This window comes from Arthrobacter sp. LAR12-1-1.1 (assembly GCF_040676555.1).
GTDB lineage: Bacteria > Actinomycetota > Actinomycetes > Actinomycetales > Micrococcaceae > Arthrobacter.
On record NZ_JBEGIG010000023.1, the window covers coordinates 420738 to 444261 of the forward strand.

The 23524-nt window shown below is 68.0% G+C and carries 22 protein-coding genes; 19 read left to right on the plus strand and 3 right to left on the minus strand.

The annotated features are described in order from the left end of the window. The first annotated feature begins 127 nt into the window (after positions 1–127). The 15 genes from dacB (at position 128) to MRBLAR12_RS14900 (ending at position 15510) form a co-directional block, all read left to right on the plus strand. Positions 128–1630, plus strand: a complete 1503-nt coding sequence (gene dacB, locus MRBLAR12_RS14830) for a D-alanyl-D-alanine carboxypeptidase/D-alanyl-D-alanine endopeptidase (protein WP_229994111.1) — start codon at positions 128–130, stop codon at positions 1628–1630. A 111-nt stretch (positions 1631–1741) separates the two neighbouring features. Then, positions 1742–2899, plus strand: coding sequence for a zinc-dependent metalloprotease (locus MRBLAR12_RS14835; RefSeq protein ID WP_414645516.1), 1158 nt, complete (start codon positions 1742–1744; stop codon positions 2897–2899). Between the two features lie 98 nt (positions 2900–2997). Further along, complete coding sequence (gene tilS, locus MRBLAR12_RS14840) at positions 2998–4035, plus strand: tRNA lysidine(34) synthetase TilS (protein WP_229994145.1); 1038 nt, start codon at positions 2998–3000, stop codon at positions 4033–4035. A 30-nt stretch (positions 4036–4065) separates the two neighbouring features. Next, positions 4066–4617 (plus strand): hypoxanthine phosphoribosyltransferase, encoded by a 552-nt coding sequence (gene hpt, locus MRBLAR12_RS14845; protein ID WP_091564803.1) that lies wholly within the window; start codon positions 4066–4068, stop codon positions 4615–4617. A gap of 201 nt (positions 4618–4818) precedes the next feature. Beyond that, positions 4819–6885 (plus strand): ATP-dependent zinc metalloprotease FtsH, encoded by a 2067-nt coding sequence (gene ftsH / locus MRBLAR12_RS14850; protein WP_229994113.1) that lies wholly within the window; start codon positions 4819–4821, stop codon positions 6883–6885. Between the two features lie 9 nt (positions 6886–6894). Next, a complete protein-coding gene (gene folE, locus MRBLAR12_RS14855) occupies positions 6895–7539 on the plus strand; it encodes a GTP cyclohydrolase I FolE (RefSeq protein ID WP_364746887.1) in 645 nt (214 codons plus the stop codon). Positions 7540–7550: 11 nt separating this feature from the next. Beyond that, positions 7551–8501, plus strand: a complete 951-nt coding sequence (folP, locus tag MRBLAR12_RS14860; RefSeq protein WP_229994115.1) for a dihydropteroate synthase — start codon at positions 7551–7553, stop codon at positions 8499–8501. Positions 8502–8514: 13 nt separating this feature from the next. After that, complete coding sequence (gene folB / locus MRBLAR12_RS14865) at positions 8515–8874, plus strand: dihydroneopterin aldolase (protein ID WP_229994116.1); 360 nt, start codon at positions 8515–8517, stop codon at positions 8872–8874. After that, positions 8871–9440 (plus strand): 2-amino-4-hydroxy-6-hydroxymethyldihydropteridine diphosphokinase, encoded by a 570-nt coding sequence (folK, locus tag MRBLAR12_RS14870; protein WP_229994117.1) that lies wholly within the window; start codon positions 8871–8873, stop codon positions 9438–9440. The genes folB and folK overlap by 4 nt, the downstream gene beginning before the upstream one ends. After that, a complete protein-coding gene (locus tag MRBLAR12_RS14875; protein ID WP_229994118.1) occupies positions 9437–9961 on the plus strand; it encodes a DUF3180 domain-containing protein in 525 nt (174 codons plus the stop codon). Before folK ends, MRBLAR12_RS14875 begins: the two co-directional genes overlap by 4 nt. Continuing rightward, positions 9942–10454: a PH domain-containing protein gene (locus MRBLAR12_RS14880; protein WP_229994119.1), complete on the plus strand. Its 513-nt coding sequence runs from the start codon at positions 9942–9944 to the stop codon at positions 10452–10454. The genes MRBLAR12_RS14875 and MRBLAR12_RS14880 overlap by 20 nt, the downstream gene beginning before the upstream one ends. 18 nt (positions 10455–10472) lie before the next feature. Continuing rightward, the gene (locus tag MRBLAR12_RS14885; protein WP_229994120.1) at positions 10473–12074 is read left to right on the plus strand and encodes a PH domain-containing protein; all 1602 of its coding nucleotides are present in this window, start codon (positions 10473–10475) and stop codon (positions 12072–12074) included. Continuing rightward, a complete protein-coding gene (locus MRBLAR12_RS14890; protein ID WP_364746891.1) occupies positions 12067–12987 on the plus strand; it encodes a Rossmann-like and DUF2520 domain-containing protein in 921 nt (306 codons plus the stop codon). Before MRBLAR12_RS14885 ends, MRBLAR12_RS14890 begins: the two co-directional genes overlap by 8 nt. A 1-nt stretch (position 12988) precedes the next feature. Next, the gene (gene panC / locus MRBLAR12_RS14895) at positions 12989–13891 is read left to right on the plus strand and encodes a pantoate--beta-alanine ligase (RefSeq protein ID WP_229994122.1); all 903 of its coding nucleotides are present in this window, start codon (positions 12989–12991) and stop codon (positions 13889–13891) included. 116 nt (positions 13892–14007) lie between these two features. Next, complete coding sequence (locus MRBLAR12_RS14900) at positions 14008–15510, plus strand: DHA2 family efflux MFS transporter permease subunit (RefSeq protein ID WP_229994123.1); 1503 nt, start codon at positions 14008–14010, stop codon at positions 15508–15510. 4 nt (positions 15511–15514) lie between these two features. Here the strand turns inward: MRBLAR12_RS14900 and MRBLAR12_RS14905 are convergent, their stop codons facing one another. From MRBLAR12_RS14905 to MRBLAR12_RS14915, 3 genes are all read right to left on the minus strand, one after another. Beyond that, on the minus strand, positions 15515–16348 hold the full coding sequence (locus tag MRBLAR12_RS14905; protein ID WP_229994124.1) for an alpha/beta fold hydrolase: 834 nt from the start codon (positions 16346–16348) through the stop codon (positions 15515–15517). A 141-nt stretch (positions 16349–16489) separates the two neighbouring features. Next, on the minus strand, positions 16490–17116 hold the full coding sequence (locus tag MRBLAR12_RS14910) for a thymidine kinase (protein ID WP_229994125.1): 627 nt from the start codon (positions 17114–17116) through the stop codon (positions 16490–16492). Between the two features lie 46 nt (positions 17117–17162). Further along, entirely contained in the window at positions 17163–18113 is a 951-nt protein-coding gene (locus MRBLAR12_RS14915; protein ID WP_229994126.1) for an alpha/beta fold hydrolase, read from the minus strand. A 75-nt stretch (positions 18114–18188) separates the two neighbouring features. On the opposite strand from MRBLAR12_RS14915, the gene lysS reads away from it, so the two are divergent. From lysS to MRBLAR12_RS14935, 4 genes are all read left to right on the plus strand, one after another. Further along, on the plus strand, positions 18189–19721 hold the full coding sequence (gene lysS, locus MRBLAR12_RS14920; RefSeq protein ID WP_229994127.1) for a lysine--tRNA ligase: 1533 nt from the start codon (positions 18189–18191) through the stop codon (positions 19719–19721). Positions 19722–19723: 2 nt separating this feature from the next. Continuing rightward, positions 19724–19921 carry a hypothetical protein gene (locus MRBLAR12_RS14925; RefSeq protein ID WP_229994128.1) on the plus strand — a complete coding sequence of 66 codons (198 nt, stop codon included), beginning with the start codon at positions 19724–19726 and terminating at the stop codon, positions 19919–19921. Positions 19922–20056: 135 nt separating this feature from the next. Further along, entirely contained in the window at positions 20057–20383 is a 327-nt protein-coding gene (locus MRBLAR12_RS14930; RefSeq protein ID WP_229994129.1) for a histone-like nucleoid-structuring protein Lsr2, read from the plus strand. Positions 20384–20783: 400 nt separating this feature from the next. Beyond that, positions 20784–23276 (plus strand): ATP-dependent Clp protease ATP-binding subunit, encoded by a 2493-nt coding sequence (locus MRBLAR12_RS14935; protein WP_229994130.1) that lies wholly within the window; start codon positions 20784–20786, stop codon positions 23274–23276. Positions 23277–23524 lie beyond the last annotated feature (248 nt).

The window sequence follows — 23524 nt, forward strand, 5'->3', positions numbered from 1 at the left end:
CGAATTCAGGGGTGCGCGGCACGTGCATAAGGGCTGTCGGTGCCGCCGACTACTATTGAGGATATAGCGAGAGGCGCTGGTTTCAGGAACTAGTGGGGACATTTCAGGACTAAGGACCAGCAGCAGCATGAAACCGAGAACCAGCCGCGCGGGCACCGAACAGGCGGCCGGCAGGATTCGCGGGATCCCCGTACTGCTGCTCCAGACCCTCCTGGTGGTAGCGGTGGCACTGCCCGCCGGCATCGCCATCGCCCCGGCATTCCTCGGCCCTGACCGGCCCTTCGGCGCCTCGCAGGCAGCCCCGCCCTGGCAGCAGATCCCCGCCACGCTGAGCGCCCCCGGCAGCGGTGCCGCTGGAATCGGGCCCCTCAGCGATAACGCGCCAGTCCCAGCCGGCGCTGCCCTCGCGGCGCAGCTCAACGGGACGCTAAAGCCCGACGGCGCCGGCTCCTTCACCGGGATCGTCCAGGATGCCACCACGGGGCAGGTGCTCTTTGACCGCGCGGCCGACGAGGCCCGCATTCCGGCGTCGAACATGAAGCTCCTCACAGCGGGCGCGGCCCTGCGCGTCCTGGGCCCGGACCGCCGCTTCAGCACCCGGGTGGTGGCGGGGCCAACCCCCGGCTCGGTGGTCCTGACCGGCGGGGGCGACGTCCTCCTGGGCTCCGGAGAATCCGCCCCCGGGGCCGTTCTGGGCCGTGCCGGGCTCGCGACGCTCGCCGACGCGACGGTCGAGGCCCTCCAGGCCGGCGGCGTGACCGGCGCCGTGAGCGTCCTGCTGGATGACTCCCTCTTCACCGGCCCCTCGCTCAGCCAGGCATGGAGCCCCGAGGACGTGGCCGCCGGGGAGATGGCCCCGCTGTACCCGCTGGCCCTGAACTCCGCCAGGTTCGATCCCGCCAAGACCACCGGACCCCGCCCGCAGGACGGGGCCATGACCGCCGCCGAGGCGTTCGCCGCCCGGCTCGCGGCGGCCGCGGCGGCCGCGGGGCTGTCCGTGGCCCCCGGGGTCGCCCGGATCGGCGCCGGCGCACCGGACAGCGCATACGACAGCGCACACGCCAAGGTCCTGGCCGAGGTCCAGTCCGCCACGGTGGGGCAGCAGGTGGACTTCATGCTGCAGACCTCGGACAACTATCTCGCCGAGGTGATGGGACGGATGACCGCCCTCGGCGCCGGCCGGCCCGGCAGCAGCGACGACGCCATTGCCGCCGTGCTGGCGCAGGTCCGGGATATGGGCGTTCCCACGGACGCCCTCCGGGCCGCGGACGTCTCCGGCCTGGCCCTGGCCAACAGGGTCTCGGCCCGGCAGCTCACGGACGTGGTCCGGGCCATGACCTCGGGGACAGACGCCCGGCTGCGCGCCGCCCTCAGCGGGTTCCCGGTAGCCGGTCTCACCGGCACGCTGGGGGACCGGTACACGGACGCGGCTTCGGCCGCGGGCGCCGGGCTGGTCCGCGCCAAGACGGGCACGCTGAACACGGTCATTGCGCTCAGCGGCTACGTCGTCGACGCCGACGGCCGGCTTCTGGTCTTTTCGTTCGTCGGCAACGGGCTGACCCCGGGTGCCGCGAACAAGGCCGCGCTGGACCGCTCCGCCGCTGTCCTCGCCGGCTGCGGCTGCCGCTGACAGTCGGCGGCCCGGCTGGACCCCGGTGCCCGCCCGTGACTTGGGCCGGCTGGTTCGCCGGTCAGCGAAAATTAAGGCGGATTGTCGGGCCTCTGTGTTCTGATGGATCCCATGGAGCCCTCTGCACGCGAGACATCAAGCAAGCCATCACCAAGGACGCCGAGTGGGACATCAAGCGAGGTCCAGGCCCAAGATCTCATCAACTGGGAGCTCGCCGCGTCCACGGCGGCCCGCCTGACCCCGGCGGGCCCTGTTTTGAGCGCTGCCGAGATCGGCGCCGCCGTCGAGAACCTGCGGCTCATGGCGGACATTTCCGTGCCGCACGTCCACGACATCACCGGCCTTGACGCCGCCCGGGACCTGCGCGACTCCGAGGTCCTCGTGGTGGACAGGGCCTCATGGGCCAAGGCCAACACGCAAAGCTTCGCCGTCATGCTCAAGCCCGCCATGGAAAAGCTGCTGGAGGGCCGCGGATCCCTCAGCCCCGGAGCTGCCGGCGTCAGCGCGGCCATCACGGGCAGCCAGCTCGGCGCCATCCTGGCCTTCCTTTCCAGCAAAGTCCTGGGCCAGTACGATCCCTTCTCCGCGTTGGCTGAAAACTCCACGGCCCCCGCATCCGGGCGCCTGCTGCTTGTCGCTCCGAACATCATCTCCGTGGAACGCGAATTGAACGTCGAGCCCGCGGACTTCCGGCTCTGGGTCTGCCTCCACGAACAGACGCACCGGGTGCAGTTTGCCGCCGCCCCGTGGCTGCGGCACCACATGCTCCAAGAGATCGAAAACCTGAGCGGGCTGTTGCTGGGCAACGTCGATTCCCTGATGGAACGGGCCTCCGCGGCCGCGAAGTCGCTGAAGGACCGCGCGGCACCCGGCGCCGCGCCCGGACGTGGCGCCATCCTGGACCTGCTCCAGAACCCGGAGGAAAAGGCGGCCCTGTCCCGCCTGACGGCTCTCATGAGCCTGCTCGAGGGCCACGCCACTGTTGTCATGGACGCCGTGGACGCCAGCATCGTCCCCTCGGTGAAGACCATCCGGCAGCGTTTCAATGCCCGCGGCCAGGACCGCGGCATGATCGAGAAGTTCATCCGCAACCTGCTCGGCCTCGACGCCAAGATGCGCCAGTACACTGACGGCGCCAAGTTCGTCCGGGAAGTGGTGGACGCCGCCGGCATGGCAGGCTTCAACAAGGTCTGGGAGTCCGCTGAGCATCTCCCCAGCGAACCCGAGATCCACGACTCCAAGCTCTGGCTCGACCGGATGGGCCTCTAACCGTCATGACTGCCCGCAACGGGGCCGGTTCGACCTCAGTTTCCAGCGGACGACGCCGGCCCGGCCGCCTCGCGCCGGTGGTCGGCACGGCGCGAAAAATGCTGCAGGACGCCCTTGCCGGGGCCGGCTACCCCGAGCGCGTCCTGGTCGCCTGCAGCGGCGGGCCGGACTCGCTCGCTCTCGCCGCCGTCGCCGCCTACTTCGCCCGCCGCGGTCACGTGGGCGGCCGCCCTGTGTCCATTGGCGCCGTCGTCGTGGACCACCAGCTGCAGCCGGGCTCGGCCGGGGTCGCCGCCACCGCCGCCCGGACCCTTGAGGACCTCGGGCTCTCTCCCGTGCAGATCCGGACTGTCGACGTCGCATCCACCGGCGTGGGCCCCGAAGCGGCAGCCCGGGACGCCCGCCACGCGGCCCTCGAGGCCGCCGCGGATGAGGCGGGTGCAGGCGCGATCCTGCTCGGCCACACCCTCGATGACCAGGCCGAGCAAGTGCTGCTCGGCCTGGCGCGGGGGTCGGGCACCCGGTCCCTCGCCGGGATGCGACCTTCCCGGGGCAGGTTGCTGCGCCCGTTCCTGGGCCTGCGGCGTGCGGACACCCTTGAGATCTGCCGGGTGGAGGCCCTGGTGCCCTGGCACGACCCGTCCAACACGGACCCGGTGTACGCGCGCTCCCGGACCCGGGTTGAAGTGCTGCCCCTGCTTGAGGACAAGCTCGGCCCCGGCGTCGCCGAATCGCTCGCCCGCACGGCCGCGATCCTCCAGCTGGACGCCGATTACCTGGAGGACGTGGCGAACGACACCTTCGACCGGCTGCGCGAGCAGACCGGGGAGGAGATCAGCCTCCCGGAAGCTGAGCTGCGCGATCTTGCCCCGGCCGTGAGGTTCCGGGTGATCGCCAAGGCCGCCGCCGCCGTCGGAGGCCAGCAGCCCAGCTACCAGCGCCTGCTCGCAGCGGAAGCACTCTTGCGCCGGCAGGGATCAGCCGGTCCGGTGGAGCTTCCCGGTGCGGTCAGCGTCTACCGGCTCTCGCTCGCGCAGCTCCTTGCTGCGGAGCCGTCCGGTGCCTCCGGTGTTCCCCGCGAAGCCGCCCGCTGTGGGAAGCTTGTATTCCGGCCTCAACAGCCGCCCCGAAATTAGTCGCACCCCGCATCTACACAGGAGCCATTGGTGGATTCAAACGACGTCCAGGCAGACCTCAAACACGTTCTCTACACCAAGGAACAGATCCAGGAACGGATCACCGAACTCGCGGCGCAGATCGACAAGGACTACGCGGGCCGTGACCTCCTGATCGTCGGCGTGCTCAAGGGCGCCGTCATGGTCATGGCGGACCTGGCCCGTGCACTGCACAGCCACGTCTCCATGGACTGGATGGCCGTCTCCTCGTACGGCTCCGGCACGCAGTCCTCAGGCGTGGTCCGCATCCTGAAGGACCTCGACACCGATCTGATGGGCAAGGACGTCCTGATCGTCGAGGACATCATCGATTCCGGCCTCACACTGTCCTGGCTCAAGACGAACCTGGAATCCCGCGGCACGGCGTCGGTGGAAATTTGCACCGCGTTCCGCAAGCCGACGGCCGCCAAGGTCAAGATCGACGTCAAGTATGTCGGCTACGACATTCCCAACGAATTCGTCGTGGGCTACGGCCTGGATTACGCCGAGAAGTACCGCAACCTGGACTTCGTTGGCACCCTGGCCCCGCACGTCTACGAGTAAATCGTTCGTGCAGAGGCACCCCTCCGCCCGGCGCCCGGGTGCCGGGGAGGCCCGGCCCCGCTACGCCCACAGGGAACTTTTGCACTCCGCCGTGCGTGAGTTAGTGCGACGGTGTATAGCTAGAACCTGACGCAGCACCACACGCGCGCAGAACGGTCGCCGTGCAGCACTACCAGGAGGGACGGGGCCAGCCCCGAACAGATGAAAGCTAAGAGTTTCTTCAAGGGCCCCGGCATCTGGATTGTCGTCGTGGTGGCCATGCTGCTGCTGGCATTTGCCACCCTGGCACCGGGCGGCGCGAGCCGGATCGACACCGACAAAGGCCTTGAACTGCTGACGGCCGGCGGCAAGGTTGAACAGGCCAAGATTTTCGACGCCGAGAACCGTGTGGACCTGGTCCTTAAGGACAACCTGCAGGTCGACGGGCAGGACAAGGGCAAGAACGTCCAGTTCTACTTCGTCAACGCCCGGGCCCAGGACGTCGTCAAGGCGGTCACGGACTCCAAACCGTCGGGCGGCTTCACGGACCAGCCGCTCGAAAACAACTGGTTCTCCGGGCTCTTCTCCCTGCTGGTGCCCGTGCTGTTGCTCGGCGTCCTGTTCTGGTTCCTGCTCTCCCGGATGCAGGGCGGCGGGTCCAAGGTCATGCAGTTTGGCAAGTCCAAGGCCAAGCTCGTCAACAAGGACATGCCCCAGGTGACCTTCAGCGATGTCGCCGGCGCCGATGAGGCCGTCGAGGAACTCGAGGAGATCAAGGAATTTCTGCAGGAGCCGGCCAAGTTCCAGGCCGTCGGCGCCAAGATCCCCAAGGGCGTGCTGCTCTACGGTCCTCCGGGCACCGGCAAGACCCTCCTGGCCCGCGCGGTTGCCGGCGAGGCCGGCGTTCCCTTCTTCTCCATCTCCGGCTCCGACTTCGTGGAAATGTTCGTCGGTGTGGGCGCCTCCCGCGTCCGCGACCTCTTCGAGCAGGCCAAGTCCAACGCGCCGGCAATCATCTTCGTCGATGAGATCGACGCCGTCGGCCGGCACCGCGGCGCCGGAATCGGCGGCGGCAACGACGAGCGCGAGCAGACCCTGAACCAGCTGCTGGTGGAAATGGACGGCTTCGACGTCAAGACCAACGTCATCCTGATTGCCGCCACCAACCGCCCCGACGTCCTGGACCCCGCACTGCTGCGTCCGGGCCGCTTCGACCGGCAGATCTCGGTCGAGGCCCCCGATTTGATCGGCCGCGACCAGATCCTGCAGGTGCACGCCAAGGGCAAGCCGATGGCTGCCGGCGTCGACCTCAAGGCTGTTGCCAAGAAGACCCCCGGCTACACCGGCGCGGATCTGGCCAACGTCCTGAACGAGGCCGCCCTGCTGACGGCCCGCTCCAACGCCAACCTGATCGATGACCGCGCCCTCGACGAGGCGATCGACCGCGTCATGGCAGGCCCGCAGAAGCGCAGCCGGGTCATGAAGGAACACGAACGCAAGGTCACCGCGTACCACGAAGGCGGCCACGCCCTCGTGGCGGCTGCCCTGCGGAACTCCGCCCCGGTCACCAAGATCACCATCCTGCCCCGCGGCCGTGCCCTCGGCTACACCATGGTGGTCCCGGAAAACGACAAGTACTCCATCACCCGCAACGAGCTGCTCGATCAGATGGCCTACGCCATGGGCGGCCGCGTCGCCGAGGAACTCGTCTTCCACGATCCGTCCACGGGTGCCTCCAATGACATCGAGAAGGCCACCGGAATCGCCCGGAAGATGGTCACCGAGTTCGGCATGAGTGAAAGGGTCGGGTCGGTGCGCCTCGGCCAGGGCGGCGGCGAGCCGTTCCTGGGCCGCGACGCAGGCCACGAGCGCAACTACTCGGACCAGATCGCCTACATCGTCGACGAAGAGGTGCGCCGCCTGATCGACGGCGCGCATGATGAGGCTTACGCCATCCTGACCGAGAACCGGGACGTCCTGGACGAACTGGCGCTGGAACTGCTCGAACGCGAGACGCTGAACCAGGCCGAAATCGCGCAAGTTTTCACCAACATCCGCAAGCGCGACTTCCGCGACGTCTGGCTCTCCAAGGAGACCCGCACGCTCCAGTCCGCCGGCCCGGTGGAGTCGCGCCGCGAAAAGGCGGAGCGTGAAGCGCAGGAGGAAGCTACGCAGGCCCGGCTCGAAGAGCCCCTGGATGCCCAGCCCCCGCATGCCCAGGGCGTGTCCGGACAGGAGTCCTTCCAGGGCGGTGCAACGGATATCGGGACTGATGGTCATCCCGGCTAGGCTTCTTCTGTGACTTCTAACTTCGACGACGACGTTCCCGCCCCCGCTGCTGCTTCGGCGGGGGACGGGGAATCCCCGCATTCACGGTCCAAGGTGGACCGCCCCAGGATCGAAGCCGCCGTGCGGGAAATCCTGCTGGCCATCGGCGAGGACCCGGATCGCGGCGGTCTCCTGGACACCCCGAAGCGGGTGGCCAAGGCCTATACGGAAATGTTTGCCGGCCTGCACCACGACCCCTCCGAGATCCTGGCCACCACCTTCGACCTCGACCACGAGGAACTCGTGCTGGTCAAGGACATCCCGTTCTACTCCACATGCGAGCACCACCTGGTGCCGTTCCACGGGGTGGCGCATGTGGGCTACATCCCGTCTCATGACGGCAAGGTTACGGGCCTGAGCAAGCTGGCCCGGCTCGTGGACATGTTCGCCAAGCGCCCGCAGGTACAGGAACGCCTGACCACCCAGATCGTCGAGGCCCTCGTCACGCACCTCAAACCGCGCGGCGCGATCGTCGTCGTCGAATGTGAACACCTGTGCATGTCCATGCGGGGAATCCGCAAGCCCGGCGCCAAGACCGTCACCAGCGCAGTGCGCGGGCAACTGCATGACCCGGCCACCCGTGCCGAAGCCATGAGCCTCATACTCGGAAGGTAAGAACACAGACTATGGACTCCCTAGCTGCAGCCCCGGGGACCGGGCCCGCCACCTCGCCCCTGCCCATCCTGCGCAAACCGCGCCCGGCGGCGAAGTTCCAGGACCTGCCCGCGGACCGGACACTCGTGATGGGAATCCTCAACGTCACCCCCGACTCCTTCAGCGACGGCGGAGCGCACGCGACCCCGGACACGGCGATCGCGGCGGGACTGCGGATGTTCTACGCCGGGGCGGACATCATCGACGTCGGCGGCGAATCCACCCGCCCGGGTGCCACGGCAGTCGGCGTTGACGAGGAACAGCGCCGGGTCCTGCCGGTCATCGAGGCCCTGGTCAAGGCAGGCGCCCTCGTCAGCATCGACACCACCCACGCCGTGACGGCGGCTGCGGCCCTGAAAGCCGGCGCCGCGATCATCAACGACGTCTCGGGCCTGACTATGGAGCCTGAAATGGCGGAACTGGCCGCCCGCACCAAGGTCCCCTACATCCTGACGCACCGCCGCGGCGACGCCAGCACCATGAACTCCCTGACGGACTACCGTGACGTCGCCGGCGAAGTGGTGACGGAACTCGCCGGTGTCCGCGAAAAGCTCTACGCCGCCGGCGTCACGCCGGAGCAGATCATTGTGGACCCGGGACTGGGCTTCGCCAAGAACGAGGTCCAGAACTGGGAGCTCCTGCAGCACCTGGATGTGCTGCAGGCCATGGGTCACAAGGTCCTCGTCGCCGGCTCACGCAAGCGCTTCCTCGGCAGCCTCCTGACCGTCGCCGGCAAGGCCGCCCAGCCCGTTGAACGCGACGCCGCGACCGCCGCCGTGACCGCCATCAGCGCCTTCCGCGGTGCCTGGGCCGTACGCGTGCACGACGTCGGCGCGAGCCTCGACGCCGTCAAGGTCGCCGCCCGCATGGCACCCCCGACGCCCCCGGCAACGGCTGGTTCCGCCGACGCCGGCACCAACTGATCCGGCCGGCGCCATGGACCAGATCACGCTGAGCGGCGTCACCGCCGTCGGCCATCACGGTGTGTTCGATTTCGAGCGCCGCGACGGCCAGCCGTTCGTCGTTGACGCGGTGCTGCACCTGGACTTCAGCAAGGCCGCGGCTTCCGACGACGTCCTGGACACGGCGCATTACGGCGAAGTGGCCAATTGCATTCGGGACTGGATCACGGGTGTTCCGCTGAACCTGATCGAGGCCCTCGCCGTGCGGATTGCCGAGGACGTGCTGCAGAAATTTCCGGTGGCCGCTGTGGACATCACCGTGCACAAGCCCAAGGCCCCAATCGAAGTCGACTTCGGCGACGTTTCCGTCAGCGTGCACCGGAGGCGGCCGTGAGCCCGCTCTACACCCGCGCCGTGATCGCGCTCGGCAGCAATCTGGGGGAGCGCAGCGACACGCTCTCTGCCGCCGTCGCGGACCTCGTCGACCCGCCGGAGGTGCGCCTGCTGGCCATCTCGCCGATCGTCCAGACGAAGGCCGTGGGTGGCCCGCCCGGCCAGCCTGACTTCCTGAACATGGTGATTGCCGTCGAGACGTCCCTGCCGCCGCGTGCCCTGCTGGAGCACTGCCACGCCGTGGAGCAGAAGCATTTGCGTGTGCGCGAGGTCCGGTGGGGGCCGCGGACCCTGGACGTGGACATCATCACCTACGGGGACGTGGTGAGCTCCGACCCGGAGCTCACCCTGCCCCACCCCCGGGCCGCGGAACGGGCGTTCGTGCTCTACCCGTGGTCGTTGATCGATTCCGCGGCGGAGCTCAACGGCGAACGCGTGGGCGACCTCGCCGCGAAAGCCGCCGATTTCGGCGACCTCGCCACGTTTGACGGCTTCCAGAGCACCGCTGGCGCGGACATCGCAGCCACAGGGCGCTCCGGCGTGTCCGGCGCGGCGGAGCGGCCGTGAAGCTGACCAGCCCCTTGCTCCTGCTGGCCATTTGCGTGGTCCTGGCCGTGGCCGGCTGGTTCGCCACCATGCTCTCGGGCCGCTACGGCCTGGCCACCCCGGTGCTGCCGCTGACGGGGCTGCTGACCATGGGCGTGATCGTGGCCCTCACCCTGGTGCTGGGCATCCGCGTGCTCCGGTGGCGCAACGGCAAGAAGAAGAAAATCCTCAACCCCATCCTGGCGGCCTGGACCCTGGTCCTCGCCCAGGCCTGCGCCTATACCGGCACGGTCCTGCTGGGCTGGCACGCGGGAATTGTGCTGGAGCAACTGCGGCTGTGGAACCTGCGCAGCAACCAGGACCTCACCTGGCAGGCCCTGGCAATGGCCGGCGGCGGGCTGATCATGGTGATCGTGGGGCTCGTCGTCGAGCGGTTCTGCCGGATTCCGCCCGAGGACGGCGAGGCCGAATCCCGGCCCGGCGTGCAGGGAAAGCGCAGCAAGCCCTCGGCGGAAGGCGAATATGCGTACCGAAGCGATTGATCCCCCGGGCATCGACTGGCTCAGGGTGTCCCCGAAGTACGTCACGGTGCGCCTCGCCGGGTGGGCGCTGGGAAACCTGATCGCGGTGTCCCTGCTGTCGCTTCCCCTGGTCCTGGTGCTTGCCGGCGCGTGGACCTGGCCGCCGGTCTGGCTGGGCATCGCCATTCCCGCCGCCTGGCTGCTTCTGGCGTTGTGGCGGCTCGTGCTGATTCCCCGGCAGGTGCGCTCGATCGGCTACGCCGAGCGGGAGGACGACCTCCTGATCCGGCGGGGCATCTTCTTCCAGCGCACCCTCGTGGTCCCTTACGGGCGGATGCAGTACGTGGACATCTCGGTGGGCCCGGTCGAGCGTCCGCTGGGCCTGTGCACCCTGAAATTGCACACCGCCGCAGCCGCGACCAGCGCCGAGATTCCCGGCCTGCCCGCCAGCGAAGGGGCCAGGCTCCGCGAACAGCTGTCCGCCCGCGGCGAAGCCCGGCTGGCCGGGCTGTGACGGGAAGAGCGTGACGGGATGGCGCTGACACCGCAGGGCGCCGGACCCGCCGGCGACGGAATCGCCGCCGGAACGGCAGACGCCGGCGGACCCGCCGACGACGTCTGGCTGCGCGTGCACCCGGCGTCCCCCTTTGTCCGCGGCTGGGTGGCGCTGGCCGCACTGTTGTTCTTTTTTGGACGTGACAGTTTCGAACGTCTCCTTCAGGGTGGCCCGCTCTTTGACGAGCGGTTGGCCGGACGGGCGCCGTGGCTGCTGGCCGGCGGCGGCATCCTGCTGCTGCTGACTGTCTTCGGTTACGTCCTGAGCTGGTACTTCACCCGCTACCAGGTCGCAGGCGGCTACGTGCGCGTCAACACTGGTTTCCTCTTCAAGCAGCAGCGGCAGGCCAGGCTGGACCGGGTGCAGGCAATCGACGTCGTGCAGCCCCTGCTGGCACGGATCTTCGGACTCGCTGAACTGAGGTTCGAAGTCGCCGACGCCGGCGAATCCGCCGTGCGCCTGGCGTACCTGCGCGCGGACGAGGCCCGACAGCTCCGCGCGACAATCCTGGCCCGCGCCTCAGGCGCCTCAGGCACCTCCGGCGGGTCGCTGTCGCCGTCGCCGGAGCCGGGACAGCCCGAGACCGCCGCCGTGGAGGCCCCGGAACGGGTGGTGTTGACCGTGCCGCCGCCACGCCTGATGGGCTCGCTGCTCCTGAGCGAACAAAGCGTCGTGATCCTGGCCGGCGGCATCGCCTCAGTGCTGCTTTCCGCCGTCACCGAAAACCGGAGCTTCGCGGTCTTCCTGATCCCTGCCGCGATCGGACTCGTGGCCTCCTATTGGTCCTCGTTCAACAAGGGCTACAACTTCACCGCCGCCGTTTCCCCGGACGGCATCCGGCTGCGCTACGGCCTGCTGGACACACAGGCGCAGACCGTGCCGCCGGGCAGGATCCAGGCGCTGAAGGTCAGCCAGCCGCCGCTGTGGCGGCTGTTCGGCTGGTACCGGATCCAGGTCAATGTGGCCGGTTACGGCCTGGCCGCCAGCGCCGGCGAAGGATCAGCCCGGACCACGCTGCTTCCGGTGGGATCCCTCGCCGACGTCCTGGAAATCCTCGCCCTGGTGCTCCCGGATCCAGGCACTCCGGATCCGCTGGGCGTGTTCACCGCAGGGATCACCGGCCTCGCGGACGCCGCCGGGACGCCAGGCAGCGGAGGCGGGCAGGACACCGACGGCGGCTTCGTGACCAGCCCGCGCCGGGCCCGGTTCCTGGCACCGCTGGGCTGGCGGCGCAACGGCTTCACGGCAACGGAGACCGCCCTGCTCCTGAGATCGGGCCGGTGGTGGCGGAACCTCGTGGTGGTGCCGCATCAGCGCACCCAGTCCATGGCCCTGCAGCAGGGCCCGCTCGCCCGCAGATTCCGCGTGGCGGACCTGGTCCTGCACACCACGGCAGGTCCGGTGGCCCCGCGGCTCATCCAGGCCGGCCTCGACGAAGCCCGGGCCCTGCTCGATGCCCAGTCGTCCCGTGCCCGCGCCGCGCGCAAGCGCCAGAAGAGCGAGCACTGGATGGAGCCGGCGGCCAAGCCGGCCGCACCACCCGCAGACGACCCCCAGGAAGGCCCGCATCATGGCTAAACCAGGACGCCTCGGCGTCGGAATCATTGGCGCCGGGAAGGTCGGTGCCGTCCTGGGGGCGGCGCTGCGCGGAGCCGAGCACGCTGTCATCGGGGCGTCCGCCGTTTCGGACGCCAGCCGGGAACGCGTCGAAACACTCCTGCCCGGCGTCCCGATCCTGGACGTGCAGGACATCGTGGAGCGCGCCGAGCTGGTCCTGCTCGCCGTCCCTGACGATGCCCTGGGCCCGCTCGTGAACGGCCTGGCCAAGCTCGGCGCCTGGCAACCCGGCCAGCTCGTGGCGCACACCTCCGGGCGCTTCGGCGTCGGGATCCTGCACCCGGTCCGTGCCGCCGGCGCCGTGCCGCTCGCGCTGCACCCGGCCATGACGTTCACGGGCATGAGCCTGGACCTCACGAGGCTCCTGGACTGCACCTTTGGCGTCACGGCCGACGCCGCGATGCTGCCGATCGCCCAGGCACTCGTCGTCGAAATGGGCGCCGAGCCCGTCGCGATCGCCGAGGCCGACCGCGTCCTCTACCACGCTGCCCTCGCGCACGGCTCGAACCACCTGGTCACGCTCGTGGCGCAGGCCTCGCAACTGCTCCGCGACGTCGGCGTCGAGGCCCCGGACCGGATGCTGGGCCCGCTGCTGCGCGCCACCCTCGAGAACGCCCTCGCCTCCGGCGAATCGGCCCTGACCGGGCCCGTAGCCCGCGGCGACACCGGCACGGTTGCCGCGCACGCCGGCGCCCTCCGCGAATACGACGGCGGGGCCGCCGGCGATATTCTTGAGGCGTACCTGGCCATGGCCCGGGCGACAGCCCGCCGGGCAGGAAGCCGCGGACTCCTGAAGCCGGAACAAATCGACGGCATCGAACAGGCGCTCGGCGGCCCCGACCAGAACGGGACGCACGCCCCGGAAGGACCCTGACATGGCAATCCAACTCGTGACCACGGCCGCCCAGCTCCGCGCCGGAAGCGCCCGGCTGCTGGCGCAGAAAGGTGGCACGTCCCAGGGGCTCGTGCCGACCATGGGCGCACTGCACGAGGGGCATGCCCAGCTGGCCCGGACAGCCGTCGCCCAGAACGACGTCGTGGTGGCCAGCATCTTCGTCAACCCGCTGCAGTTTGGCGAGGCCACGGATCTGGAACGCTACCCCCGGGCGCTCGATGCCGACCTCGCGCTGCTCGACGCCGAGGGCGTGGACCTGGCGTTCGCGCCCGGCGTCGAGGAGGTCTACCCCGGCGGGGCACCCCTGGTACGGATCACGGCGGGACCCCTGGGGGAAAAATGGGAGGGCGCGTCCCGGCCCGGCCACTTCGACGGCGCGCTGACCGTCGTCGCGAAACTGCTCCACTATGGCTTCCCGGGGACCGGCCTGCCCGGCGGCGGACAGCCGGCCTACCGCGCCTATTTCGGCCAGAAGGACGCGCAGCAGCTGGCGCTCGTCCAGCGCATGGTGGCGGACCTGAATTTCCCTGTGGAGATCGTGCCCGTGCCCATCGTGCGCTCGGCCGACGGCCTGGCACTGTCCAGCCGCAACCGCTTCCTCTCCGAGGACCAGCGCGAGGCCGCCCTGGTGCTCTCCCGCGCGTTGCGGCTCATCGGGGAGCGCGCCAACGCGCATGAGCCGCTGGACATCGAATCCGCGCAGGACCTGGTCCGGTCCCAGCCGCTCGTGGAACTGGACTACTTCGAAGTGGTGGATCCGCGCACCCTCGAGCCCCTTGCGGAAAACTGCAGGGACACCCCGTTCCGCGGCGAGGGGCTGGCGATCATCGCCGCCAAGGTCGGTCCCGTCCGCCTCATCGACAACGCGCCCCTGAACTCCTGACACATACCCCACATTGGTTTTCCGGCGACGGGAATGCCCCCGGGGCCTAGACTGTTGGAATCTGCAGCAGCGCCGACGCTCACCGGACCCACACCCAACTCCCTGAGGGAATTCCCATGTCAACAGACATCTCTTCCAACGCCGCCGGCGATCCCGCACGGGGCGCTGCCCCGGCCCTCGCAGCGCCTGCCGCGTCTGCAGCAGCGACGACGGCGCCCACCGCGCCGGCGAAGATGTCCCGGGAGTCCGTCACCATCATCGTCACGCTGCTGGTGGCCACCTTCGTGGTGATCCTCAACGAAACCATCATGAACGTGGCCCTGCAGCGGCTGATGGTGGACCTGAACATCGATGCGCCCACCGTGCAGTGGCTCTCCACCGGCTTCATGCTCACCATGGCTGTCGTCATTCCCACCACCGGGTTCATCCTGCAGCGCCTGAGCACCCGTGCCGTCTTCATGCTGGCCATGGGACTCTTTTCCGGCGGCACACTGCTGGCCGCCCTCGCGCCGGGCTTCGAAGTCCTGCTGCTGGCCCGCATCGTCCAGGCCGGCGGCACCGCCATCATGCTGCCGCTCCTGATGACCACCATCCTCACACTCGTGCCGCTGGAACGCCGCGGCGCCGTCATGGGAAACGTCAGCATCGCCATCTCGGTAGCGCCGGCCCTGGGCCCCACGGTTTCCGGCCTGATCCTCCAGCACTTTTCCTGGCGGTTCATGTTCGTCTTCGTGCTGCCGATTGCCCTCGCCGCGCTGGCCATCGGGGCCAAGTATTTGACCAACATCGGCAAAACCGAAAAAACGCGGTTGGACGCCCTTTCGGTGGTGCTAACGGTCCCGGCCTTCGGCGGCCTCGTCTACGGCCTGAGCCAGATCGGCGGCGGCCAGGCCGGATCCCGTACCCCGGCGGTGCTGTCGCTGGCCGTCGGCGTGGTGGCCCTGGCGGTGTTCGTCCTGCGCCAGCTGAAGCTGCAGAAAACCGACGGACCCCTGCTGGACCTGCGCGCCTTCACTTTCCGGATGTTCACGGTGTCCGTGCTGCTGCTGGTTGTGGCCATGATCGCGTTGTTCGGCGCCGTGATTCTGCTGCCGTTGTACCTGCAGGAGATCCGCGGCCTGACCTCACTTGAGACCGGCCTGGTGCTGCTGCCCGGCGGCCTCGCCATGGGCCTGCTGGGGCCCTTCATCGGCCGCGTTTTCGACAAGATCGGGCCCCTGCCGCTGACAGTGACGGGGTCGATCATGATGGTGCTGTCCCTCTGGCAGTTCTCCATGCTGGACGCCGCGTCGCCGGTGGGGTGGATCATTGCCCTGCATGTGGCACTGAGCCTGGGCCTGGCGCTGCTGTTCACCCCCGCCTTCACGACCGGCCTGAACCCGCTGCCGCCGCACCTGTATTCACACGGGTCGGCCATCATGAGCACGCTGCAGCAGGTGGCAGGCGCGGCCGGCACGGCGCTCCTGGTCTCGATCTATGCCTTCGTGTCCGAAGCCTCGGGCATGGTTGCCGGCATGCATGCGGCCTTCCTGACCGCGGCCGTCATAGCGGTCGCCGCCGTCGTGCTGTCCACTATGATGCGCAAGACCGAAGGCGCGCCGCACCCGGCCGCCCACTAGAGGCTCAGCCCGCGTAAAACGCGCTGAGCTCTGCGATCAGTTTGTCCGGCGCCTTGTTGACACCGTCGTGGCCCATGCCCGGCAGGATCGTATAGCTGGAACCGGAGAGGACGTCGTGGATCTGGGCACAGGCCACGCCGAAGTATGCCGGGCTCTTCTCGCCCACGATGATCAGCGTCTCCAGCGGCAGTTCCAGGAACGGTTCGGCCGGCATGTCCGCGGCGATGATCGCCTTAATCTCGCGGACACCGGTCTGCATCAGGTCGCGCAGCTGCTTGCCCATCGGAGTGCCCGCCGAAAGCTTGTTCGCCAGCGTCAGCATGGACAGCGGCATCCGGGACAGGGCGCTGCCGGTCTCCAAGCCCCTGAGCAGGACGGCGAGGGCCCGGTCGTCGTCGCCAGCTGCGGTCGCCCGCTCGTATTCGGGCGTCCAGTCCGCCGTCACGCTGTGGTTGACGGACACGGCGGGGTCGTACACGGCGAGCCGTTCCACCGGCAGGGTGCGGGCCGCGTGCAGGGCCACCGCCCCGCCGAAGCTATGGCCGAAGACGTCGGTGCTGGCCGTGTGCTTCATGACGGCGTCGAGATCGTGGATGTCCACGTCCAGGGTGTAGTCCTCCGGCTGCGGGGAGGAGGAGCCGCGGCCGCGACGGTTGAAGGTGTGCACCGGCCGGCCCAGTGACGCGCTGAGTTTCTGCGCGAAGCGCGTGTAGTCGGCGGCCGTCACCATCGAGGCCGGCACGACGACGATGCCCGAACCCGCCGAGGCGAGCTCGGCGCCCGTGCTGAAAAGCTCGATTGTTCCGCCGTCGGGGGTTCTGATGTTCTCGCGGGTCATGCTCCGAGCCTAGCCGAGGCCGCGCCCCAGTGCAGTAAGCCGCAACTCAGTAGGCCGCAGTGCAGTAAGCCGCAGTTCAGTAGGCCGCAGTTCAGTAGGCCGCAGTTCAATTGGGTACAGCATTGCGCCGGCGCGCTGGCGCTAGTTGCCCAGGCGGCCGCCGGAGACCTCGAGGTAGCAGGCGCCGCAGAGCGACTCGTACCAGACGTCCTGGCCGTCAATCGCAACCTGGTTTCCGTCGAAGACCACCTGGTCCCCGATCCGGCGGGTGTTGAAGATGGCCTTCCGTCCGCAGCGGCAGATGGTCTTGAGCTCTTCGAGGGTGTGCGCAATCTCCAGGAGCCGAAGGGAACCGGGGAACGCGCGGGTCCGGAAGTCGGTTCGGATGCCGTAGGCAAGGACGGGGACGTTGTCCAGGACCGCGATGCGGAAAAGATCGTCCACCTGCTCCGGTTCGAGGAACTGGGCCTCGTCAACCAGCAGGCAGGCCACCGGCGGGGTGTCCACGTGCTGCAGCAGGGCGTCGGGATCGTCCCCGTGGGCCTGGGCGGTGAAGAGCTCGCGGGCCGACGCGCCGGCGGGGATCAGGAAGTCCACCGAACGGGTCATGCCCAGGCGGGACACGACGTCGGAGTCGCCTTTGGTGTCCACGTCCGGCTTGGCCAGCAGAACGTGCTGCCCGCGTTCCTCATAATTGAACGCCGCCTGCAGCAGCCCCGTAGATTTGCCGGAGTTCATGGCGCCGTAGCGGAAGTAGAGCTTGGCCAAGGGGGTCCTTTCGAAAGGGTCGCCCACCGATTGTAAGGCGCACCCGTCAGTGGCCCAGCTTGAGCCGCCGCCTGGGCGCCGGGAGGGGCCGCAGGTGTCCTTCGCCGGCAAGGAGGAAACGCGCAGTTGCCCGGGGCAGTCGGATCCCGGGCCGGAGCGGGCTTTCATGGAGCTGCCCTGGCAACACGGCAAATTCAAAGGAAGGGACGGCGGCGGCAAGTTGCCGGCCGGTCTCGGTAAAGTACTCCGGGCTCCAGCCGCCGCTGAGCAGCAGCGTGGGGGTGGTCACGGCTGCGAAGTCGTCCAGTTCGGCGTCGGCGTCGAGCACCGCCCGCATCTCCGCGACGGCGGTGGGCAGCAGTTTGCGCATCTCGGCGCCCATGTTGGTCCGGGCGGAGAGGATGCTGAGCATCCGCAGCGCGCCCAGCGGGAGCTTGGATACCGGTCCGCCCACCTCAATGCCCTGGACCAGATGCGCCCAGGCCTCGTCGAGTTCCCCGGCAGCAACTGAACGCTCCAGTTCGGGCCGCCAGCGGTGGGTGAGGTTTCCGGAGAGGGACACGGCCGCGTCATAGGTCACCATCCTGCGGATCGGCACCGTCCGTGCCGCCTGCAGGGCCACGAAGCCGCCGTAGCTGTGCGCCACCACGTCGCTCGATCCCGTTTCCCGCATCACCGCCGCCAGATCACCGACCTCCGTGGCCACCGAGTAACCGGCCGGTTGCGGGGAGGACCCGGCGCGCCCGCGCCGGTTGTAGCAGTGCACGGGGCGGCCCAACAGGCGGCTGATCTTCCGCGCGAACGGGCGGTACAGCGCGGCGGTGATCATGGTGCCGTGCACGACGACGATGCCTGGCGCGGGCGGCCGTCCGGGCGTCGAACCTGGCGCGGGTCCCGGGGCGGGTGCTGGCGCCGGAGCCGGGCCGGCAGCCGGACGGAAGGAGTGCAGCTCGAGGTGCCCCTCGCCGTCGTCGGTGCTGATCCTCCGCGTCTCCACAGCCTGAGTCTATTCCGCCGTGGCCATAGCCGGGCGGAACCCGCCCCGGTGGAATCCCCGGTAAACTTGGGGATTGTGACTTCCCAAAACACCCCCGCCCCGAACACCGCCGCCGAGCCGCACGATGCCAGCGAGCAGACCCGCATCCGCATGGAGAAGCGCGCCAAGCTGATTGAACGCGGCGTCGAGGCTTATCCGGTGGGTGTCGAACGCACACACTCGCTCACGGAAATCCGGGAGAAATACGCCTACCTCCAGGCCGATGAAACCACCGGCGACGTCGTCGGCGTGACCGGCCGCATTGTCTTCATCCGCAATACGGGCAAGCTGTGTTTCGCCACCCTCCAGGAGGGCGGAGTGGACGGGAAGGCTGTGCGGCTGCAGGTCATGCTGAGCCTGGCCAACATCGGTGAGGAGGCGCTCGCGGAGTGGAAGTCCCTCGTGGACCTCGGCGACCACGTCTTCATCAAGGGCGAGGTCATCTCCTCGCGCCGCGGCGAGCTGTCCGTCATGGCGGATTCCTGGACCATGGCTTCGAAAGCGCTGCGCCCGCTGCCCGTGCTGCACGCCGGGCTTAACGAAGAAACGCGCGTCCGCCAGCGCTACGTGGACCTCATTGTCCGCGACGAAGCCCGCGAGATGGTCTACACCCGCGCCGCGATCACCCGTTCCATCCGCGAAACCCTGCACCGCCAGGGCTACGTCGAGGTCGAAACCCCCATGCTGCAGCTGGTTCACGGCGGCGCCACGGCCCGTCCCTTCGAGACGCACATGAACGCCTTCGACCAGAAGATGACGCTGCGCATCGCTACCGAGCTCTACCTCAAGCGCACGGTGGTCGGCGGGATCGACCGCGTCTATGACATGGGCAGGGTCTTCCGCAACGAAGGCGTGGACTCCACGCACAGTCCCGAGTTCACCACTTTGGAGTCCTACGAGGCGTGGGCGGACCAGTTCGTCATGGCGGACCGGATCAAGGAGATCATCCTGGACGCCGCCGACGCCGCCGGTGTGGGCCGCGTGCTGCAGACCGAAGCCGGGGAGATCAACCTCGACGGTGACTGGACCTGGCTGGCCGTCTACCCGGGACTGTCCGAATTCGTGGGCCAGGAAGTAACCCCGGACACCACGGTTGCCGAACTGCTGGAACTGGCCGCCAAGCACGACGTCAAGGTCGACGCCGGCTGGGAAGCCGAGAAGCTCGTCGTCGAACTCTTCGGCGAACTGGTGGAGCCCACTTTGCTCAACCCCACGTTCGTTTACAACTATCCGCCGTCCGCCCAGCCGCTGGCCCGCCAGCACCGCGAAGACGGCCGCCTGATCGAGGCCTGGGACCTCATCATCGGCGGCATGGAGCGGGGCACGGCGTTCTCCGAACTGATCGACCCGGTGATCCAGCGCGAACGCCTCACCGAACAGTCCCGCCGGTCCGCCGCGGGCGACGTGGAGGCTATGCAGCTGGATGAAGACTTCCTCCGTGCGCTCGAGTACGGCGCGCCGCCCATGGGCGGGATCGGCCTGGGCATCGACCGCCTCGTGATGCTCTTCACCGGCGCCGGCATCCGCGAAACGATCCTCTTCCCCCTGTTGAAGCCTGAAGGACACTGAGCATGGACTATATCGCCGTATTGCTGCCCCCCATCGTGGTGGGCCTGCTTTTCTGGTTTGCCATGAAATCCATATTCAATGCCGACAAATCAGAGCGGCAGGCAGAAGCCCGCGCCCATGCCGAAGCGGAAACGCGAGCGGTAGCTCAAACCAAGGAGCAGGATTCCGGGCCCTCGGGGGCTAATTACCCGGGAAAGTAATAGTCCCCTATTGCCGCCTGTGGTTTTCCTTTGAACAGAGTTTTGCGCTTTGACTCCCTGCTGTAACGCGGAGGATACTTATTCCAGATACATCCTGCTTTTCTAAACGCTCGATCTTTGGAAAGAGAGTCCTTTATGGCACAGAAAGTAAAAATCATCCTCGTTGATGATCTGGATGGGGGATCCGCGGACGAAACTGTCCGGTTTGGCCTTGACGGCGTGAGCTACGAAATAGACCTGTCGTCAAGCAATGCTTCAGAACTGCGCTCCGCGGTGGAGCGTTTTGTGGTGCACGCACGCAAGACGTCAAGCGGACGCGCCACGCGTACGAAAATTTCCAGCGGACGGAATCAGGACTCTGCCCAGATCCGTCAGTGGGCACGGGACAACGGCTATGCGGTAAACAGCCGCGGACGTATCCAGGCTGAAATTCAGGAAGCGTACCAAAAGGCTAATTCCTAGCCGGGACCGCGCGTCAGGGTGCCGTATCAGGACCCAGTAACAGGTCGCAATCAAGTCCCAATGAAGTCGCAGTCAAATGCCAATGCCCCCGTTATCTGGCGGGGGCATTTGCATGCCGACGGCGGTGCGCCCGTGCGCCCGTGCGCCCGTACCGCACGCCGGCCCGCCGACGGGCCGGGCCGGAACGTCCGGTTGCGCCCGCCGGGAAGGGGCGGAGGGTCCCGCCCGGGACATCCGGTTGCGCCCGCCGGGAAGGCTTCCGGACGGTTCCCGCCCCGTCCGGGGACGGGGTCCGGGCAGGGGCGCGCAAACCCTCCGGTTTCCCCTGTGGCGAACAAGCCCCAAATCTGGAACCCGGCCACGTAGCATCAAAGTACGTCGTAGCTAGGAGTGTGGCGAAATGTTTGAGCGATTTACGGACCGTGCCCGTCGCGTAGTTGTGCTTGCCCAAGAAGAGGCACGCATGCTGAACCACAATTACATTGGTACCGAACACATCCTCTTGGGTCTGATCCATGAGGGTGAAGGTGTTGCCGCCAAAGCCCTTGAATCCTTGAGCATTTCGCTCGACGGTGTCCGCGAGCAGGTCCAGGAGATCATCGGCCAGGGCCAGCAGGCCCCCTCCGGCCACATCCCCTTTACCCCTCGCGCCAAGAAGGTCCTGGAGCTCTCGCTGCGTGAGGCCCTGCAACTGGGCCACAACTACATCGGGACCGAGCACATCCTCCTCGGCCTCATCCGGGAGGGCGAGGGCGTTGCCGCCCAGGTGCTCGTCAAGCTCGGCGCCGACCTGAACCGGGTCCGCCAGCAGGTCATCCAGCTGCTCTCGGGCTACCAGGGCAAGGAGGCCACCGGCGCCGGCGTCGGCCCCGGCCAGGCCGAGGGCACCCCCGCCGGTTCCGTGGTCCTGGACCAGTTCGGCCGCAACCTGACCCAGGCGGCGCGCGAGAACAAACTGGACCCCGTGATCGGCCGCGAGCAGGAAATGGAACGCGTCATGCAGGTCCTTTCCCGCCGCACCAAGAACAACCCCGTGCTGATCGGCGAGCCGGGCGTCGGCAAGACCGCCGTCGTCGAGGGCCTGGCCCAGGCGATCGTCCGCGGGGACGTCCCTGAGACCATCAAGGACAAACAGCTGTACACCCTGGACCTCGGGTCCCTCGTGGCCGGCTCCCGCTACCGCGGCGACTTTGAAGAACGCCTGAAGAAGGTCCTCAAGGAGATCCGCACCCGCGGCGACATCATCCTGTTCATCGATGAGATCCACACCCTGGTGGGTGCCGGAGCCGCCGAAGGCGCCATCGATGCGGCCTCGATCCTGAAGCCCATGCTGGCCCGCGGCGAACTGCAGACCATCGGTGCCACCACGCTGGACGAATACCGCAAGCACATCGAGAAGGACGCCGCCCTGGAGCGCCGCTTCCAGCCGATCCAGGTCAAGGAACCCTCCGTTGCGCACGCGATCGAGATCCTCAAGGGCCTCCGCGACCGGTATGAGGCACACCACCGCGTCACCATCACCGACGGCGCCCTCGCCTCGGCGGCGGCCCTTTCCGAGCGCTACATCTCGGACCGGTTCCTGCCGGACAAGGCGATCGACCTGATCGACGAGGCCGGGGCACGGCTGCGCATCCGCCGCATGACCGCCCCGCCCGAGCTCAAGGTCATGGACGAGAAGATCGCCGCCATGAAGCTGGAGAAGGAATCCGCGATCGACGCGCAGGACTTCGAAGGCGCCGCGTCGCTGCGCGACAAGGAGCAGAAGCTCATTGCCGAGCGCGCCGAGAAGGAACGCCAGTGGAAGACCGGCGGCATGGACGACATCTCCGAAGTTGATGAGGACCTGATCGCCGAGGTGCTGGCGAACTCCACTGGCATCCCGGTCTTCAAGCTGACCGAGGAAGAGTCCTCGCGCCTGCTGAAGATGGAAGATGAGCTGCACAAGCGTGTGGTCGGCCAGGACGAGGCCATCAAGGCCCTGTCCCAGGCGATCCGGCGCACCCGTGCAGGGCTCAAGGACCCCAAGCGTCCGGGCGGCTCGTTCATCTTTGCCGGCCCCACCGGCGTCGGCAAGACCGAGCTCGCCAAGGCCCTCGCCGAGTTCCTGTTCGGCGAAGAAGACGCGCTGATCACCCTGGACATGTCCGAGTACTCGGAGAAGCATACGGTCTCGCGGCTCTTCGGTGCCCCTCCGGGCTACGTTGGCTACGAGGAAGGCGGCCAGCTGACCGAGAAGGTCCGCCGTCGTCCGTTCTCCGTGGTCCTGTTCGATGAAGTGGAGAAGGCGCACGCCGATCTCTTCAACTCGCTGCTGCAGATCCTGGAAGACGGCCGCCTGACCGACTCCCAGGGCCGCGTGGTGGACTTCAAGAACACCGTGATCATCATGACCACGAACCTCGGCACCCGGGACATCTCCAAGAGTGTTGCCACGGGCTTCCAGTCCGGCACGGACACCCAGACCGGCTACAACCGGATGCGCGCCCGGGTCACGGAGGAGCTCAAGCAGCACTTCCGCCCCGAGTTCCTGAACCGTGTTGACGATGTTGTGGTCTTCCCGCAGCTGACCCAGGACGAGATCATCGAGATCGTGGACATGTTCGTTGGCCGCCTCGAGAAGCGCCTGAAGGACAAGGACATGGGCATCGAGCTCACGTCCGCGGCCAAGGTGCTCCTGGCAACCCGCGGCTACGACCCCGCCATGGGTGCCCGGCCGCTGCGCCGCACCATCCAACGCGAGATCGAGGACCAGCTCTCCGAGAAGATCCTCTTCGGCGAACTGCACTCCGGCGACATCGTGGTGGTGGATGTGGAGGGCGAAGGCGACGACGCGAAGTTCACCTTCGCCGGCAACGCCAAGCCGCGCATCCCGGAGATCGCTCCGAGCGTCTAAGCATCAAGACCAAGGCCCCGCTGTCCTGTCAAGGACGGCGGGGCCTTCGCGTTTGCTCTTCCCGGGCCGCGCTCCGTGGGGGTTCTGGGGACCGGGGCTGCCAGCGCCCCACGTGTCTGGGCCATTTGCCAGAGATGGCCGCTAAGGGGCCGGGCGTAGCGGCCATCGTCGTCAATTCGCTGACCTGTAGCGCCTCATACGCGGGTCTGTGGCGCCTGCGCGTCCCGGCGGTGATCGCACGTGCTTAG